This window comes from Streptomyces adustus (assembly GCF_009377175.1).
Taxonomy (GTDB): Bacteria; Actinomycetota; Actinomycetes; order Streptomycetales; family Streptomycetaceae; genus Streptomyces; species Streptomyces adustus.
Genome location: NZ_VJZD01000258.1, coordinates 1 through 13,345, shown reverse-complemented (window position 1 = coordinate 13,345; position 13,345 = coordinate 1). Strand labels below are relative to the sequence as shown.

General features: G+C 71.4%; 12 protein-coding genes and 1 riboswitch. Of the genes, 8 read left to right on the top strand and 4 right to left on the bottom strand.

The features are described from left to right. Positions 1-840, top strand: an 840-nt coding sequence (gene otsB / locus FNH09_RS38395) for a trehalose-phosphatase (protein ID WP_152894499.1), incomplete at its 5' end; no start/stop codon positions are given. Between the two features lie 23 nt (positions 841-863). Here otsB and FNH09_RS38390 read toward each other — a convergent pair. Beyond that, positions 864-2,321, bottom strand: a complete 1,458-nt coding sequence (locus FNH09_RS38390) for an alpha,alpha-trehalose-phosphate synthase (UDP-forming) (protein WP_152894498.1) — start codon at positions 2,319-2,321, stop codon at positions 864-866. 107 nt (positions 2,322-2,428) lie between these two features. Next, the gene (locus tag FNH09_RS38385) at positions 2,429-3,373 is read right to left on the bottom strand and encodes a glucosyl-3-phosphoglycerate synthase (protein WP_162469730.1); all 945 of its coding nucleotides are present in this window, start codon (positions 3,371-3,373) and stop codon (positions 2,429-2,431) included. A gap of 188 nt (positions 3,374-3,561) precedes the next feature. Continuing rightward, positions 3,562-3,702, top strand: a riboswitch (SAM riboswitch). A 17-nt stretch (positions 3,703-3,719) separates the two neighbouring features. Between FNH09_RS38385 and thrC the strand changes: the two genes are divergently transcribed. The 4 genes from thrC (at position 3,720) to groL (ending at position 7,871) form a co-directional block, all read left to right on the top strand. Then, positions 3,720-5,003, top strand: coding sequence for a threonine synthase (gene thrC / locus FNH09_RS38380; RefSeq protein ID WP_152894497.1), 1,284 nt, complete (start codon positions 3,720-3,722; stop codon positions 5,001-5,003). After that, positions 5,000-5,275: a MoaD/ThiS family protein gene (locus tag FNH09_RS38375; RefSeq protein WP_152894496.1), complete on the top strand. Its 276-nt coding sequence runs from the start codon at positions 5,000-5,002 to the stop codon at positions 5,273-5,275. Before thrC ends, FNH09_RS38375 begins: the two co-directional genes overlap by 4 nt. Positions 5,276-5,705: 430 nt before the next feature. Further along, on the top strand, positions 5,706-5,912 hold the full coding sequence (locus FNH09_RS38370; protein ID WP_007493268.1) for a cold-shock protein: 207 nt from the start codon (positions 5,706-5,708) through the stop codon (positions 5,910-5,912). Between the two features lie 336 nt (positions 5,913-6,248). Then, the gene (gene groL, locus FNH09_RS38365; RefSeq protein ID WP_152894495.1) at positions 6,249-7,871 is read left to right on the top strand and encodes a chaperonin GroEL; all 1,623 of its coding nucleotides are present in this window, start codon (positions 6,249-6,251) and stop codon (positions 7,869-7,871) included. Positions 7,872-7,959: 88 nt separating this feature from the next. Here groL and FNH09_RS38360 read toward each other — a convergent pair whose 3' ends face one another. Continuing rightward, positions 7,960-8,673 (bottom strand): class I SAM-dependent methyltransferase, encoded by a 714-nt coding sequence (locus FNH09_RS38360; RefSeq protein ID WP_152894494.1) that lies wholly within the window; start codon positions 8,671-8,673, stop codon positions 7,960-7,962. A 170-nt stretch (positions 8,674-8,843) separates the two neighbouring features. Between FNH09_RS38360 and FNH09_RS38355 the strand changes: the two genes are divergently transcribed. From FNH09_RS38355 to FNH09_RS38345, 3 genes are all read left to right on the top strand, one after another. Beyond that, positions 8,844-9,971: an oxidoreductase gene (locus tag FNH09_RS38355; protein WP_162469729.1), complete on the top strand. Its 1,128-nt coding sequence runs from the start codon at positions 8,844-8,846 to the stop codon at positions 9,969-9,971. A 60-nt stretch (positions 9,972-10,031) separates the two neighbouring features. Further along, positions 10,032-10,919: a metallophosphoesterase family protein gene (locus FNH09_RS38350; protein ID WP_152894493.1), complete on the top strand. Its 888-nt coding sequence runs from the start codon at positions 10,032-10,034 to the stop codon at positions 10,917-10,919. 143 nt (positions 10,920-11,062) lie between these two features. Then, a complete protein-coding gene (locus FNH09_RS38345; protein WP_152894492.1) occupies positions 11,063-12,562 on the top strand; it encodes an MFS transporter in 1,500 nt (499 codons plus the stop codon). Positions 12,563-12,652: 90 nt separating this feature from the next. Here the strand turns inward: FNH09_RS38345 and FNH09_RS38340 are convergent, their stop codons facing one another. Continuing rightward, the gene (locus FNH09_RS38340) at positions 12,653-13,219 is read right to left on the bottom strand and encodes a hypothetical protein (protein WP_152894491.1); all 567 of its coding nucleotides are present in this window, start codon (positions 13,217-13,219) and stop codon (positions 12,653-12,655) included. Positions 13,220-13,345 lie beyond the last annotated feature (126 nt).

Genomic DNA, 13,345 nt, shown 5'->3' with positions numbered 1-13,345 from the left:
CACCCCGCTCGGCCCCTGCCGACCCCCACGACCCCGGCGGGCCGCGAAGCGCTGGACGCCATCCTCGCCCGCCCGGAGCGCTCGGTGATCGGGCTCGACTTCGACGGCACGCTCGCGCCGATCGTGGCGGACCCCGAGCAGGCCCGTGCGCACCCGGCCGCGGTGCCCGCGCTCGCCGCGCTCGCGCCGCGGGTGGCGGCGGTCGCCGTCGTCACCGGCCGGCCCCCCGCGGTGGCCGTACGGCACGGCGGCTTCGAGGCGGTGCCGGGCCTGGACCACCTCGTCGTGCTCGGCCACTACGGCGCCGAACGCTGGGAGGCCGGCACCGGCGCCCTCATCGCCCCGCCGCCGCACCCCGGCGTCGCGGCCGTACGGGCCGAACTGCCGGGCTTCCTCGACTCGATCGGGGCCTGGCAGGGCACCTGGATCGAGGAGAAGGGCCGGGCGCTCGCCGTCCACACCCGCCGGGCCGAGGACCCGCAGGCCGCCTTCGAGGCGCTGCGCGAGCCCCTCGCCCGGCTCGCCGCCCGCCACGGCCTGATCGTCGAGCCCGGCCGCATGGTCCTCGAACTGCGGCCGCCGGGCATGGACAAGGGCGTCGCCCTCACCGAGTACGTGCGAGAGATCGGCGCCGAGTCCGTCCTCTACGCCGGCGACGACCTCGGCGACCTCCCCGCCTTCGCCGCCGTCGACAAACTCCGTGCCGAGGGCGTACCCGGCCTCCTGGTGTGCAGTGGCAGCGACGAGGTGGCCGCTCTGCGGGAACGGGCGGACCTGGTGGTCGACGGCCCCGAGGGGGTCGTGGACCTGCTGCGCGCCCTGGCGGCCCGGCTCGGCTGACCGCCGGTCCCCGCCCCGCGCCCTCAGCCGCGCAGCGCGTTCAGCTGGTCCAGGAACCACTGGGCCGGCGGCAGCGCGGTCGCCGCGGCGGCCAGCCGCTTCGTGCGCTCCGCCCGCTCGGGCAACGGCATCACCAGCGCCTCGTGCAGCGCCCGCGCCGTCCCGGTCACGTCGTACGGATTGACGGTGATCGCGTCCTCGCCCAGCTCCTCGTACGCCCCCGCCTCCCGGGACAGCACCAGCGCGCACCCCTCGTCGGAGACGACCGGCACCTCCTTGGCGACCAGGTTCATGCCGTCCCGGATCGGGTTCACCAGGGCCACGTCGGCCAGCCGGTACGCGGCCAGCGAGCGCGCGAAGTCGTCCTTCACGTGCAGCACGACCGGCGTCCAGCCGGGCGTCCCGAACCCGGCGTTGATCTCGTCCGCGAGCCGTTGCACCTCGGCGGTGTACTCGCGGTAGACGGCGAGGTCCTGCCGGGAGGGGTAGGCGAAGGCGACGTGCACGACTTGCTCCCGCCACTCGGGGTGGTCGTCGAGCAGCTGCCGGTAGGCCAGCAGACCGCGCACGATGTTCTTCGACAGCTCGGTCCGGTCCACCCGCACGATCGCCCTGCGGCCCTCGCCGATCTCCGCCCGCAGCATCGCCATCCGCTCGCCGACGTCGGCTTGGTGGGCGCGCTCGCGCAGGAAGTCGGCGTCGGCACCCAGGCCGTGCACGCCGATCACCGTGGTGCGCGGTTCGCCGCCGCCGGGCGGTGCGTGCTCGATCGTCCCGGGCGCCGCGCCGTCCGGCCCGGCCGCGTGGATCAGCTCGCGGTCCACCTCACCGGCGCAGTCCAGGAAGGCGCCCGCCCATCGCCGGGTGAGGAAGCCCAGCCGGTCCGCGCCGAGCATCCCGCGCACGATCTGTTCCCGGATGTCGTCCGGCAGCATCCGGAAGTAGTCCGGCGGCGCCCACGGGGTGTGCGAGAAATGGCCGATGCGCAGGTCGGGGCGGAGTTCGCGGAGCATGCCCGGTACCAGCGTCAGGTGGTAGTCCTGGACGACCGCCGTCGCCCCCTCGGCCGCCTCCTCGGCGAGCGCCTCGGCGAACGCGCGGTTGTAGCGCTCGTACGACACCCACCGGCGCCGGAACTCCGCGTCGAAGACCGGCTCCAGCGGGGTCTGGTACAGCATGTGGTGGACGAACCAGAGCACCGAGTTGGCGATGCCGTTGTAGGCGTCGGCGTGCACGTCGGCCGGGATGTCCAGCATCCGTACGCCCGCCTCGCCCGTGCCGCGCCGCACCGCCTCGCGGTCGCCGTCGGACAGGGCGGAGCACACCCACAGCGCCCCGGCGTCGGGCCCGATGGCCGACAGCCCCGAGACCAGCCCGCCGCCGCCCCTGCGGGCGTGCAGCGAGCCGTCCTCGCGCACCTCGTACGAAACCGGGCCGCGGTTGGACGCGACCAGCACCTCAGCAGCGTGCGTGGAAGCCATACGCCTCAACCTAGCCCGGCCCGGAAACGCTCAAACGTGCGGAAGGCCCACAACAGTCCGCAAACATTTGTATACGGCCCTTCCGTGGACGTCGCCTCACGCACCTGTCAGGCCACCTTGCGTGACGTGTACTCGGCAATCTCGGCCATCGGTGGCCGCTCCTCCGTGTCCACGGAGTACGTGCGCGGCTCGAAGCCGTCCCGGCCCCGCTCGAACTGGGTGAGGGAGGGCCGGATCAGATGCCCGCGGGCCATCCGGAGCTGCGCGGTGCGGTAGATGGCGGCGGCCATCCGGCCCAGTGCCTGTCCGTCCTGATGGCGGTGCTTGCGCACCCCGACGTCCACCTGGGCGAGCGCGTCGAGGCCCACCAGGTGCAGCGAGTCGACCAGCATGCCCAGCTCCACCCCGTAGCCGACCGGGAAGGGCAGCTGTTCCAGCAGGGAGCGGCGGGCCGCGTACTCGCCGCCCAGCGGCTGCACGAAGCCGGCCAGCTGCGGCCAGTGCATGTTCAGCAGCGGGCGGGCCATCAGCTCGGTGACCCGGCCGCCCTGGCCGGCCGCCCCGCCCAGCGGGCGGTCGTACATGGCCTTGACCAGGTCGACGTCCGGATCGGTGAGCAGCGGGCCCACGATGCCGGTGACGAAGTCGGAGGAGAACTCCCGGAGGTCGGCGTCGACGAAGCAGACGATGTCCCCGCCGGTGACCAGGAGCGAGCGCCACAGCACCTCGCCCTTGCCGGGCACGGCCGGGATGCGGGGCAGGATGGCGTCGCGGTGGACGACCCGGGCGCCCGCGGCCGCGGCCACCGCCGAGGTGCGGTCGGTGGATCCCGAGTCGACGACGACGATCTCGTCGACGAGAGGGACCTGCTGCATCAGGTCGTGCCGGATCACGGCGACGATGTCACCGACGGTCTCCTCCTCGTTGAGCGCGGGCAGGACGACGGAGACCGACTGGCCCCGGGCGCGTTTCGCGGCGAGGATCTTGTGGAGCGGGCGGTCGTTGACGGACCAGGAGCGTGTGCTCAGCCAGCGCTCGACTTCTTCCAGCACAGCGGCGGCTCCTTCTGCGTTCTGCGTGCTCGCGGCGGGTGGGAGTGCCCGCTGCGACAGCGGTCGACGGGCACGGGCATCTCGCGGTTCGGACGACTCTCTCAACTGTCGGGGCCTTCGGTTACAGTCTTGAACAACGCGGATGACCATCGCATGTCCAGGGTGGCCGACCGCTGAAAACTTCATACCGCTCATCCAGAGGGGCAGAGGGATACGGCCCGATGAAGCCCCGGCAACCCTCCAGTCGGTTTCTCGTTCACGCGAGGCTCCCGGCTCGGGAAGGTGCCAAATCCGTCTCACGGCGAAGTGCGTCGTGAGGAAGATGAGGAGAAAGGGCCTCGCCTCCATGGCTGCGCAGACTGCTGTAAGCACCACGAACCCCGTCGATCTGGGCTCCGCCGCGGCGCTCTCCTGCCGCGAGTGCGGACACCGGGTGCCGCTCGGCCCGGTCTTCGCCTGCGAGGAGTGTTTCGGCCCGCTGGAGATCGCCTACGACTTCTCGCAGTACGAGACCGAGGAGCTGCGCAAGCGGATCGAAGCGGGACCCGCGAACATCTGGCGCTACGCGCCGCTGCTGCCCGTCCCCGCGGACGTGGCGACCAAGCCCAACCTGAACCCCGGCTGGACCCACCTCGTCAAGGCCGACAACCTGGCCCGCGAACTCGGTGTCACCGGCGGGCTGTACGTGAAGGACGACTCCGGCAACCCGACGCACTCCTTCAAGGACCGGGTCGTCGCCCAGGCCCTGGAGGCCGCGCGCGCCTTCGGCTTCACCACCCTGTCCTGCTCCTCCACCGGCAACCTGGCCGGCGCCGTCGGCGCCGCCGCCGCCCGCGCCGGTCTGCGCTCCTGCGTGTTCATCCCGCACGACCTGGAGCAGGGCAAGGTCGTCATGGCCGCGGTCTACGGCGGTGAGCTCGTCGGCATCGAGGGCAACTACGACGACGTGAACCGTTTCTGCTCCGAGCTGATCGGCGACCCGGCGGGCGACGGCTGGGGCTTCGTCAACGTCAACCTGCGGCCGTACTACGCGGAGGGTTCCAAGACCCTGGCGTACGAGATCTGCGAGCAGCTCGGCTGGCGGCTGCCCGACCAGCTGGTCGTCCCGATCGCCTCAGGCTCCCAGCTCACGAAGATCGACAAGGGGCTCCAGGAACTGATCAAGCTCGGGCTGGTCGAGGACCGGCCGTACAAGATCTTCGGCGCCCAGGCGGAGGGCTGCTCGCCGGTGTCCGTGGCCTACAAGGCCGGCCACGACGTCGTACGCCCCCAGAAGCCGAACACCATCGCCAAGTCCCTCGCCATCGGCAACCCGGCCGACGGGCCGTACGTCCTCGACATCGCGCGCCGCACGGGCGGCGCCGTGGAGGACGTGACGGACGAGCAGATCGTGGACGCGATCAAGCTGCTGGCGCGCACCGAGGGGATCTTCGCCGAGACGGCGGGCGGGGTGACGGTGGGCGTGACCCGCAAGCTCATCGAGAACGGCCTGCTCGACCCGGCCCTGACGACCGTCGTGCTGAACACCGGTGACGGCCTGAAGACCCTCGACGCGGTGGCCGGCACCGGTCTGACCGCGACCATCCGCCCGAACCTGGACTCCTTCCGAGAGGCTGGCCTCGCATCATGAGCGTCAACGTCCGCATCCCCACCATCCTGCGCACCTACACCGGCGGCGCCGCCGAGGTGAGCGCCGAGGGCGCGACCCTCGCGGAGGTCATCTCCGACCTGGAGAAGAACCACACCGGCATCGCCGCCCGCGTCCTGGACGACCAGGGCAAGCTGCGCCGGTTCGTCAATGTGTACGTGAACGACGACGACGTCCGCTTCGAGCAGGGCCTCGAGACGGCGACCCCGGACGGCGCCGGCGTCTCCATCATTCCGGCGGTCGCCGGAGGCTGATCATTACCTTCGGTAACATCGGTTACCGAGCGTTCATCGAATTGCCCCCTCCGCGAGAGAAGCGGAGGGGGCAATTCTGTGTGATTGAGCGCGGTAGAGTTGGGGAAGCAGCTTCCGATTCCGGGGTTTGCGACCTTCACGACCTGCTGCACGGGCGACGAGAAGTAGCCAAAGTGGGCAGGTCTTTTGCGCCTTTCGCTCCCAATGCCTGGCCCAACTTGCCCTGAAAAAGGGCGAATTGCAGGTGTTCCGCGGGCCCGTCGTGCCCGGATTTCTCGTCCGATTGACCTGTTGCAGACGGCAGTTGGACAGATACATTCAGCCGCGGTCGACGCGTTCCGGCGCACGCCCCCGTCCCATGGGGGGTGAGGTCTGACCCGGATCCGCGAAGTGCGGATCTGTGCAAGGGCCAGTAATAGGGGAGTTAGGCATGGCTCAGGGCACCGTCAAGTGGTTCAACGCGGAGAAGGGGTACGGCTTCATCGCGGTCGACGGTGGTGCGGACGTGTTCGTCCACTACAGCGCGATCCAGATGGACGGGTACCGCACCCTGGAAGAGGGCCAGCGGGTCGATTTCGAGATCTCGCAGGGTCAGAAGGGGCCGCAGGCGGACATGGTCCGCCTGGCGACCGGCTGAAGCACGCGCCGACTTATTGCAGCGACGTTCTTCTGTTCTTCATCGAAGGGCTCGCATCCCCCGGGATGCGAGCCCTTCGGCCTGTCCGGGCACCGTCGCGCGGGACCCGCGGATCACCCTGGGCGCCTGTACTCGTCGACCGGAGGCGCTTGCACTCGGCAGGGGCGAGTGCTAATCATTGCGTTAGCACTCTGAAGGTGAGAGTGACAACAAAGGACCGGGTCGGTGAGGCCCGCAGGCCGGGTGGGGCAAGGAACCACGAGGCGTGCGAGCCGTCCGTCGCGGGCGCCAGCGCGGTCCGGAGCAATCCACCCCAGTCCGGGAGGACCACTTCACATGGCCAAGATCATCGCGTTCGACGAGGAGGCACGGCGCGGCCTCGAGCGCGGCATGAACCAGCTCGCGGACGCCGTGAAGGTGACGCTCGGCCCCAAGGGCCGCAACGTCGTCCTCGAGAAGAAGTGGGGCGCCCCCACGATCACCAACGATGGTGTCTCCATCGCCAAGGAGATCGAGCTCGAGGACCCGTACGAGAAGATCGGCGCCGAGCTGGTCAAGGAAGTCGCCAAGAAGACGGACGACGTCGCCGGCGACGGTACGACCACCGCGACCGTCCTCGCCCAGGCGCTCGTCCGCGAGGGTCTGCGCAACGTGGCCGCGGGTGCCAACCCGATGGCCCTCAAGCGCGGCATCGAGAAGGCCGTCGAGGCCGTCTCCGGCGCCCTGCTCGAGCAGGCGAAGGATGTCGAGACCAAGGAGCAGATCGCTTCCACGGCCTCCATCTCCGCCGCCGACACCCAGATCGGCGAGCTCATCGCCGAGGCGATGGACAAGGTCGGCAAGGAAGGCGTCATCACCGTCGAGGAGTCCCAGACCTTCGGTCTGGAGCTGGAGCTCACCGAGGGTATGCGCTTCGACAAGGGCTACATCTCGGCGTACTTCGCCACCGACATGGAGCGGATGGAGGCGTCGCTCGACGACCCGTACATCCTGATCGCCAACTCCAAGATCGGTTCCGTCAAGGACCTGCTCCCGCTCCTGGAGAAGGTCATGCAGTCGGGCAAGCCGCTGCTGATCATCGCCGAGGACGTCGAGGGCGAGGCCCTGTCGACCCTGGTCGTCAACAAGATCCGTGGCACCTTCAAGTCCGTCGCCGTCAAGGCCCCGGGCTTCGGTGACCGCCGCAAGGCGATGCTGAACGACATCGCCATCCTCACCGGCGGCGAGGTGATCTCCGAGGAGGTCGGCCTCAAGCTGGAGAACGCGACCCTGGACCTCCTGGGCCGCGCCCGCAAGGTCGTCATCACCAAGGACGAGACCACGATCGTGGACGGGGCCGGCTCCGCCGACCAGGTCCAGGGCCGGGTCAACCAGATCCGCGCCGAGATCGAGAACTCGGACTCGGACTACGACCGCGAGAAGCTCCAGGAGCGTCTGGCGAAGCTGGCCGGCGGCGTGGCCGTCATCAAGGCCGGTGCCGCCACCGAGGTCGAGCTCAAGGAGCGCAAGCACCGCATCGAGGACGCCGTTCGCAACGCGAAGGCGGCCGTCGAGGAGGGCATCGTCGCCGGTGGTGGCGTGGCCCTGCTCCAGGCCTCCGCGGTGTTCGAGAAGCTCGAGCTCTCGGGTGACGAGGCGACCGGCGCCAACGCCGTGAAGCTCGCCCTGGAGGCCCCGCTGAAGCAGATCGCCGTCAACGGTGGTCTCGAAGGCGGCGTCGTGGTCGAGAAGGTCCGCAACCTGACCGTGGGCTGGGGTCTGAACGCGGCCACCGGCGAGTACGTCGACATGATCGCCGAAGGCATCATCGACCCGGCGAAGGTGACCCGCTCTGCCCTGCAGAACGCCGCCTCCATCGCCGCGCTGTTCCTCACCACCGAGGCCGTCATCGCCGACAAGCCGGAGAAGGCCGCGGCCCCGGCCGGCGGCGGCATGCCGGGCGGTGACATGGACTTCTGATCGACCCCTGGTCGATCCACGTCCTCACCGAGGGCGGTACCCCCCGACGACGGGGGGTACCGCCCTCGGGCGTTTTCCCGGGCTCGGTTCAGGCGCGCGTCTCGTAGTGCGAGCCGACCGCGGGCTGGCCGGTGTAGTTGGGGCCCGCGGCGGGGTCGGCACCGATGTAGCGGAACGGCAGCGCGAGGCTTCGGCCGCCCCGGAGGGTGAGCCGGTGGTGGCGGGCGCTGTAGTCGAATCCGGCCGCCCGCAGTGCCGACACGGCCGCCCGGCCCGCGGCCGAGCCGTCGGCCCAGCGGACCGAGTCCGGGTCGAAGTGCGCGAGCAGCAGCCCGTCGGGGGCGAGCCAGGAGGCGGCACGGGCCAGCAGGCCGAGCTGGTCGCCGACGTAGTGCAGACCGTGCACGCAGGTGACCAGGTCGTACGTCCGTGCCGGTGCCCAGTGGTCGACGGAGGCGACGACCTCCTCCAAGGTGGGCGGGGACGGCCGGGGGACGAGCGGTCCCACCAGGTCCACGCCGGTGAGCACCGCGTCGGCGGGCAGCGCGCCGGCGGCTTCGCGCAGGGCGCGCCCCTCACCGCTGCACAGATCCAGCCAGGAGGGGGCGGCGGGCCGGCTCGCCAGGTGGGCGAGCGGGTCCTGGCCCAGCTCCCGGGCGTAGCTGTTCACCCCGACGAGGCCGCGTTCACGGTTCATCGTGTTGTTGGCGACCACGGAGGACCGCTCCAGCTCGTCGCCGGACAGCAATCGGGGTCCGGGTGGCGGCGGAGAGCCGGACGGCGGCGGGAGGTCGGGTGGCATGGGGCCATTCTCCGCGGTGAGCGGCGCGGTGTCCGGCGTGGTCGGGATCACAGGGGGTGGGGGTGCGTGGGTGGAATGCGTCGGGGTGGCGGTGTCGTTGAGCTAGGCGCGCGTTACATGCGTATGCACATACCAACCGGTCTATCGTCACTTCGCGAGGAGCCCCCCACGTGAGCGTCACCGAGTCCGCAGCCTCCCGTGCGGCCGAGATCCTGTCCCGGCCCGTCGACATCAACGGCCTCACCGTCCCCAACCGCATCGTGATGGCGCCGATGACCCGCGAGTTCTCCCCGGGCGGTGTCCCGGGCGAGGACGTGGTGTCGTACTACGCCCGCCGTGCCGCGGCGGGCGTCGGACTGATCGTCACCGAGGGGACGTACGTCGGTCACGACTCGGCCGGGCAGAGCGACCGGGTGCCGCGCTTCCACGGCGAGGAGCAGCTGGCGGGCTGGGCGAAGGTCACCGACGCCGTGCACGCGGCGGGCGGGACGATCGTGCCGCAGCTGTGGCACATCGGCATGGTGCGCCGGGCGGGCCAGCCGCCGTTCGCGGACGCCCCGCCGGTCGGCCCCTCCGGCCTCTACAAGGAGGGCGCCGAGGTCACGGGTCAGGCCATGACCCAGCAGGACCTGGACGACGTGGTCGAGGCGTTCGCCAAGGCGGCGGCCGAGGCCGAGCGCATCGGCTTCGACGGGGTCGAACTGCACGGCGCGCACGGCTATCTGATCGACCAGTTCCTGTGGGCGGGCACCAACCGCCGCACCGACGCCTACGGCGGCGACCCGGTGGCCCGGACGAAGTTCGCCGCGGAGATCGTCGCCGCGGTGCGCGCGGCGGTCTCGCCCCGGTTCCCCGTCATCTTCCGCTACTCGCAGTGGAAGCAGCAGCAGTACGACGCCCGGCTCGCCGAGACCCCGCAGGAGCTGGAGGCGATCCTGGCCCCGCTCGCCGCGGCCGGCGTCGACGCCTTCCACGCCTCCACCCGCCGTTACTGGGTCCCGGAGTTCGACGACTCCGACCTCAACCTGGCCGGCTGGACGAAGAAGCTGACCGGCAGGCCCGCCATCACCGTCGGCTCGGTCGGCCTCGACGGCGACTTCATCAACGCGTTCGTCGGCGAGGGCTCCCCGGTGCTCGGCATCGACAACCTCCTCGACCGCTTCGAGCGCGACGAGTTCGACCTGGTGGCCGTCGGCCGCGCGCTGCTCCAGGACCCGCAGTGGGCGGCGAAGGTGCTGGCCGACCGCTCCGACGAGCTGAAGCCGTACGACGCGGCCGCGCTGAAGACCCTCAGCTAGGGCCTCGGGCCCGCGGACGCGCTCTGGCCGCGGGCCCCGGCTCCCGTTAGCGTGCGGTGGATGAGGATCCTGCATCTGTCCGACACCCATCTGGAGCGGACGGACGAGCCCAACCGGCACGGCGTCGACGCCACCGGGTCCCTGCGGCTGATGCTGGCCGAGCTGGCCGGTCAGCGCGACATCGACGCGGTCGTCGTCACCGGCGACCTGGCGAACGACGGCGCGGTGGAGGCGTACGCGACCGTACGGGAGACCGTGGGCGCGTTCGCGCGGACCTGGGACGCCCCGGTCTTCTTCACCACCGGCAACCACGACGAGCGCCAGGCCTTCGCGAAGGTGCTGGGCAGCGGCCATCTGGGCCCGGACGGCACGGACCGGGCCGCCGCCGTCCTGCCGGGGCCCGAACGGGCCGCCGTCGGCGAGGTGGCCGGCCACCGCTTCGTGACGCTGGACTCGCTGGTGCCGGGCGAGGTCTACGGGCGGCTGGGGGAGACCCAGCTGGCCTGGCTGCGTGAGGTGCTGGCCACGCCCGCGCGGCACGGCACCGTGCTCGCGCTGCACCATCCGCCGATCTGTCTGGACGTGCCGACCCAGCGGGCCTTCGGCCTGCTCGACGCGGACGCCCTGGCCGACGCGATCCGCGGTACGGACGTACGGGTCGTGCTCGCCGGACACTTCCATCTCCAGCTGTCCGGCTTCCTGGCGGGCGTGCCGGTGTGGGTCACGCCGGGCGTGGTCAACCGCATCGACCTGACGACCCGGCCGGGCACGGAACGCGCGGTACGCGGCGCGTCCGCCTCGCTGGTGGAGCTCGGCGGGGCGACGGGGCCGATGTTCCACACCTTCCACGCGCGCGACCCGCGGGCCCACGAGACCGTCTACGAACTCGACGAGGAGCGCACCCGCGAGGTGATCGCGCGGTACGGGCCGACCCCGGACCCGCGGTAGGGCTCGGGCGCTTCGCCTCCCCGGGGCCGGGCGTGGGCAGGGCGCACAAATTTTCGCTTGCTTAAGTCAATCAATCGACCTAAGGTTGCCTGAGTCAAGCACATTGGTGTGCCCGTTCGTCCCGCTCCCACGGAGGCCTCTTCATGTCCGACGCTCCTGTCCGGCCCACAGCCGCCGGGGGATCCGCCCCGCCGAGGTCGAACGCAGTGGTGGCGGTCCTGGCCTTCGCCGGAATCGTCGTCTCGCTGATGCAGACCCTGGTCATCCCGATCGTCCCCGAGCTGCCGAAGTACCTGAACGCCTCCGCCTCCGACGCGGCCTGGGCGGTCACCGCCACCCTGCTCGCCGCGGCCGTGGCCACGCCCGTCGCCGGCCGGCTCGGCGACATGTTCGGCAAGCGCAGGCTGCTGCTGATCAGCGTCGTGCTGCTGGTCTTCGGCTCGGTGGTCTGCGCGCTCAGCGACTCGCTGGTCCCGATGATCGTCGGCCGCGCCCTCCAGGGCCTGGCCGCCGCGGTCATCCCGCTCGGCATCAGCATCATGCGCGACGAACTGCCGGCGGAGAAGCTCGCCGGCTCCATCGCCCTGATGAGCGCCTCGCTGGGCGTCGGCGGTGCCCTGGGCCTGCCCGCCGCGGCCTTCATCGCCGACAACTTCAGCTGGCACGTCCTGTTCTGGACCTCCGCGACCCTCGGCGTCGTCGCCCTCGGACTGGTCCTGGTCTTCGTGCCGGAGTCCGCGGTGCGCACCGGCGGCCGCTTCGACATCGTCGGCTCGCTCGGCATGGCGGCCGGACTGGTCTCCCTGCTGCTGGCCGTCTCCAAGGGCGGCGACTGGGGCTGGGGCAGCGGTACCACGCTCGGCCTGTTCGCCGTCGCGGTCGTGGTCCTCGTCGCCTGGGGCTTCTACGAGCTGCGCACCACGACACCGCTGGTCGACCTGCGCACCACCGTCCGCCGCCAGGTGCTGTTCACCAACCTCGCCTCGATCGCCTTCGGCTTCTCGATGTTCGCGATGGCGCTGGTCCTGCCGCAGCTGCTCCAGCTGCCCACCCAGACCGGCTACGGCCTGGGCAAGTCGATGATGACCGCCGGTCTGGTGATGGCTCCGCAGGGCCTGGTCATGATGGTGTTCGCCCCGGCGTCCGCGGCCATCACCAAGGCCAGGGGCCCGAAGGTCACCCTGATGATCGGCGCCGTGATCGTCGCCGCCGGGTACGGCCTGAACATCGTCCTGATGTCCGAGGTCTGGCACCTGGTCCTGGTGTCCTGCATCATCGGCGCCGGTGTCGGCTTCGCCTACGGCGCGATGCCCGCGCTCATCATGGGCGCCGTCGACCCGTCCGAGACGGCCGCGGCGAACGCCCTCAACACCCTGATGCGGTCCATCGGCACCTCGGTGTCCAGCGCCGTCGCCGGAGTGATCCTGGCCAACATGACCATGAACCTCGGCGGCTACGAGCTGCCGTCCGAGAACGGCTTCAAGGTCGTCATGGCCCTCGGCGCGGGCGCCGCCGCCCTCGCCTTCGTCCTCGCCGCCTTCCTGCCCGGTCGCAGGCCGGCCGCCGTGATCGGCGAGCCGGAGGGGGAGCCCGGGAGCGAGGCGGCCGACGGCGCCGCCGAGGTCTCCGGAGCCAAGGCGTAGCACGCGCCGGACGCGTTCTCACCGGACGGCCGCCGCCCCGCACCGACGGGACGGCGGCCGTCCGTCGTCCGCGTCCGGCGTGCTAGGGGCTCAAAGGTTCCCGAGCGGTTCGATGTCGACCTTCACCGGCGTGCCCCACACGCGCAGCACCTCGTAGTCGGTGAACTCGTGCACGAGCCGGTAGGCCATCGCGGGCCGGGAGCCGCGCCGCTGGGCGGCGATGAACAGCTCGGCCTCCCGGCGGTCGCGGCGCGGGGTGCCGCACAGCTGCCACTCCTGCCCGTTCCACAGCTCCGGCAGCCAGCGCTGCTGCGGCTGCGGGCGGTCGGCGCGCACCCCGTAGCGGGACGGGCCAGTGGCGGGCTGCGGGTTGGCGGCGGGGCCGTTGATCTCGGAGCGACGGGCGGCCCGGCGCCGGGTCTCGCACAGCAGGCACAGGTCGGGGGCGGCGGTGTCGACCGGACCGTTCGGGTGCTCGGCGCACCGGGTGCTGGGCGCGGCCGTGGTGACGCTCTCCTCCAGCAGATCCAGGGCGCGCCGCAGATCCGCCCTGACCTCGTGCAGCCGGGCGTCGGGCGTGTCGGCGTTGAGGGCCTCCCCGTGCTCGCCGAGCAGGCGGAGAGCACGACCGAGAGCCGTGAGCTGGGCGTGATTCATGTCGGTCGGCGTAGTCCTTGGGCTTCTCGGCGTCGAGCGTGATGCCGACGGGGGAGGAAAGGTCGACGGTCACTCCCCAGGGTACGAGGCGGCCCGCCGACGGGGGCGTCCTTGCGGGGGGAGGGC

What these genes read in the sequence shown, in the direction of transcription:
- FNH09_RS38390 (WP_152894498.1), bottom strand. Translation starts at nt 2,321, where the DNA reads ATGGCTTCCACGCACGCTGCTGAGGTGCTGGTCGCGTCCAACCGCGGC.
- thrC (WP_152894497.1), top strand. Translation starts at nt 3,720, where the DNA reads ATGGCTGCGCAGACTGCTGTAAGCACCACGAACCCCGTCGATCTGGGC.
- FNH09_RS38375 (WP_152894496.1), top strand. Translation starts at nt 5,000, where the DNA reads ATGAGCGTCAACGTCCGCATCCCCACCATCCTGCGCACCTACACCGGC.
- FNH09_RS38370 (WP_007493268.1), top strand. Translation starts at nt 5,706, where the DNA reads ATGGCTCAGGGCACCGTCAAGTGGTTCAACGCGGAGAAGGGGTACGGC.
- groL (WP_152894495.1), top strand. Translation starts at nt 6,249, where the DNA reads ATGGCCAAGATCATCGCGTTCGACGAGGAGGCACGGCGCGGCCTCGAG.
- FNH09_RS38360 (WP_152894494.1), bottom strand. Translation starts at nt 8,673, where the DNA reads ATGCCACCCGACCTCCCGCCGCCGTCCGGCTCTCCGCCGCCACCCGGA.
- FNH09_RS38350 (WP_152894493.1), top strand. Translation starts at nt 10,032, where the DNA reads ATGAGGATCCTGCATCTGTCCGACACCCATCTGGAGCGGACGGACGAG.
- FNH09_RS38345 (WP_152894492.1), top strand. Translation starts at nt 11,063, where the DNA reads ATGTCCGACGCTCCTGTCCGGCCCACAGCCGCCGGGGGATCCGCCCCG.
- FNH09_RS38340 (WP_152894491.1), bottom strand. Translation starts at nt 13,219, where the DNA reads ATGAATCACGCCCAGCTCACGGCTCTCGGTCGTGCTCTCCGCCTGCTC.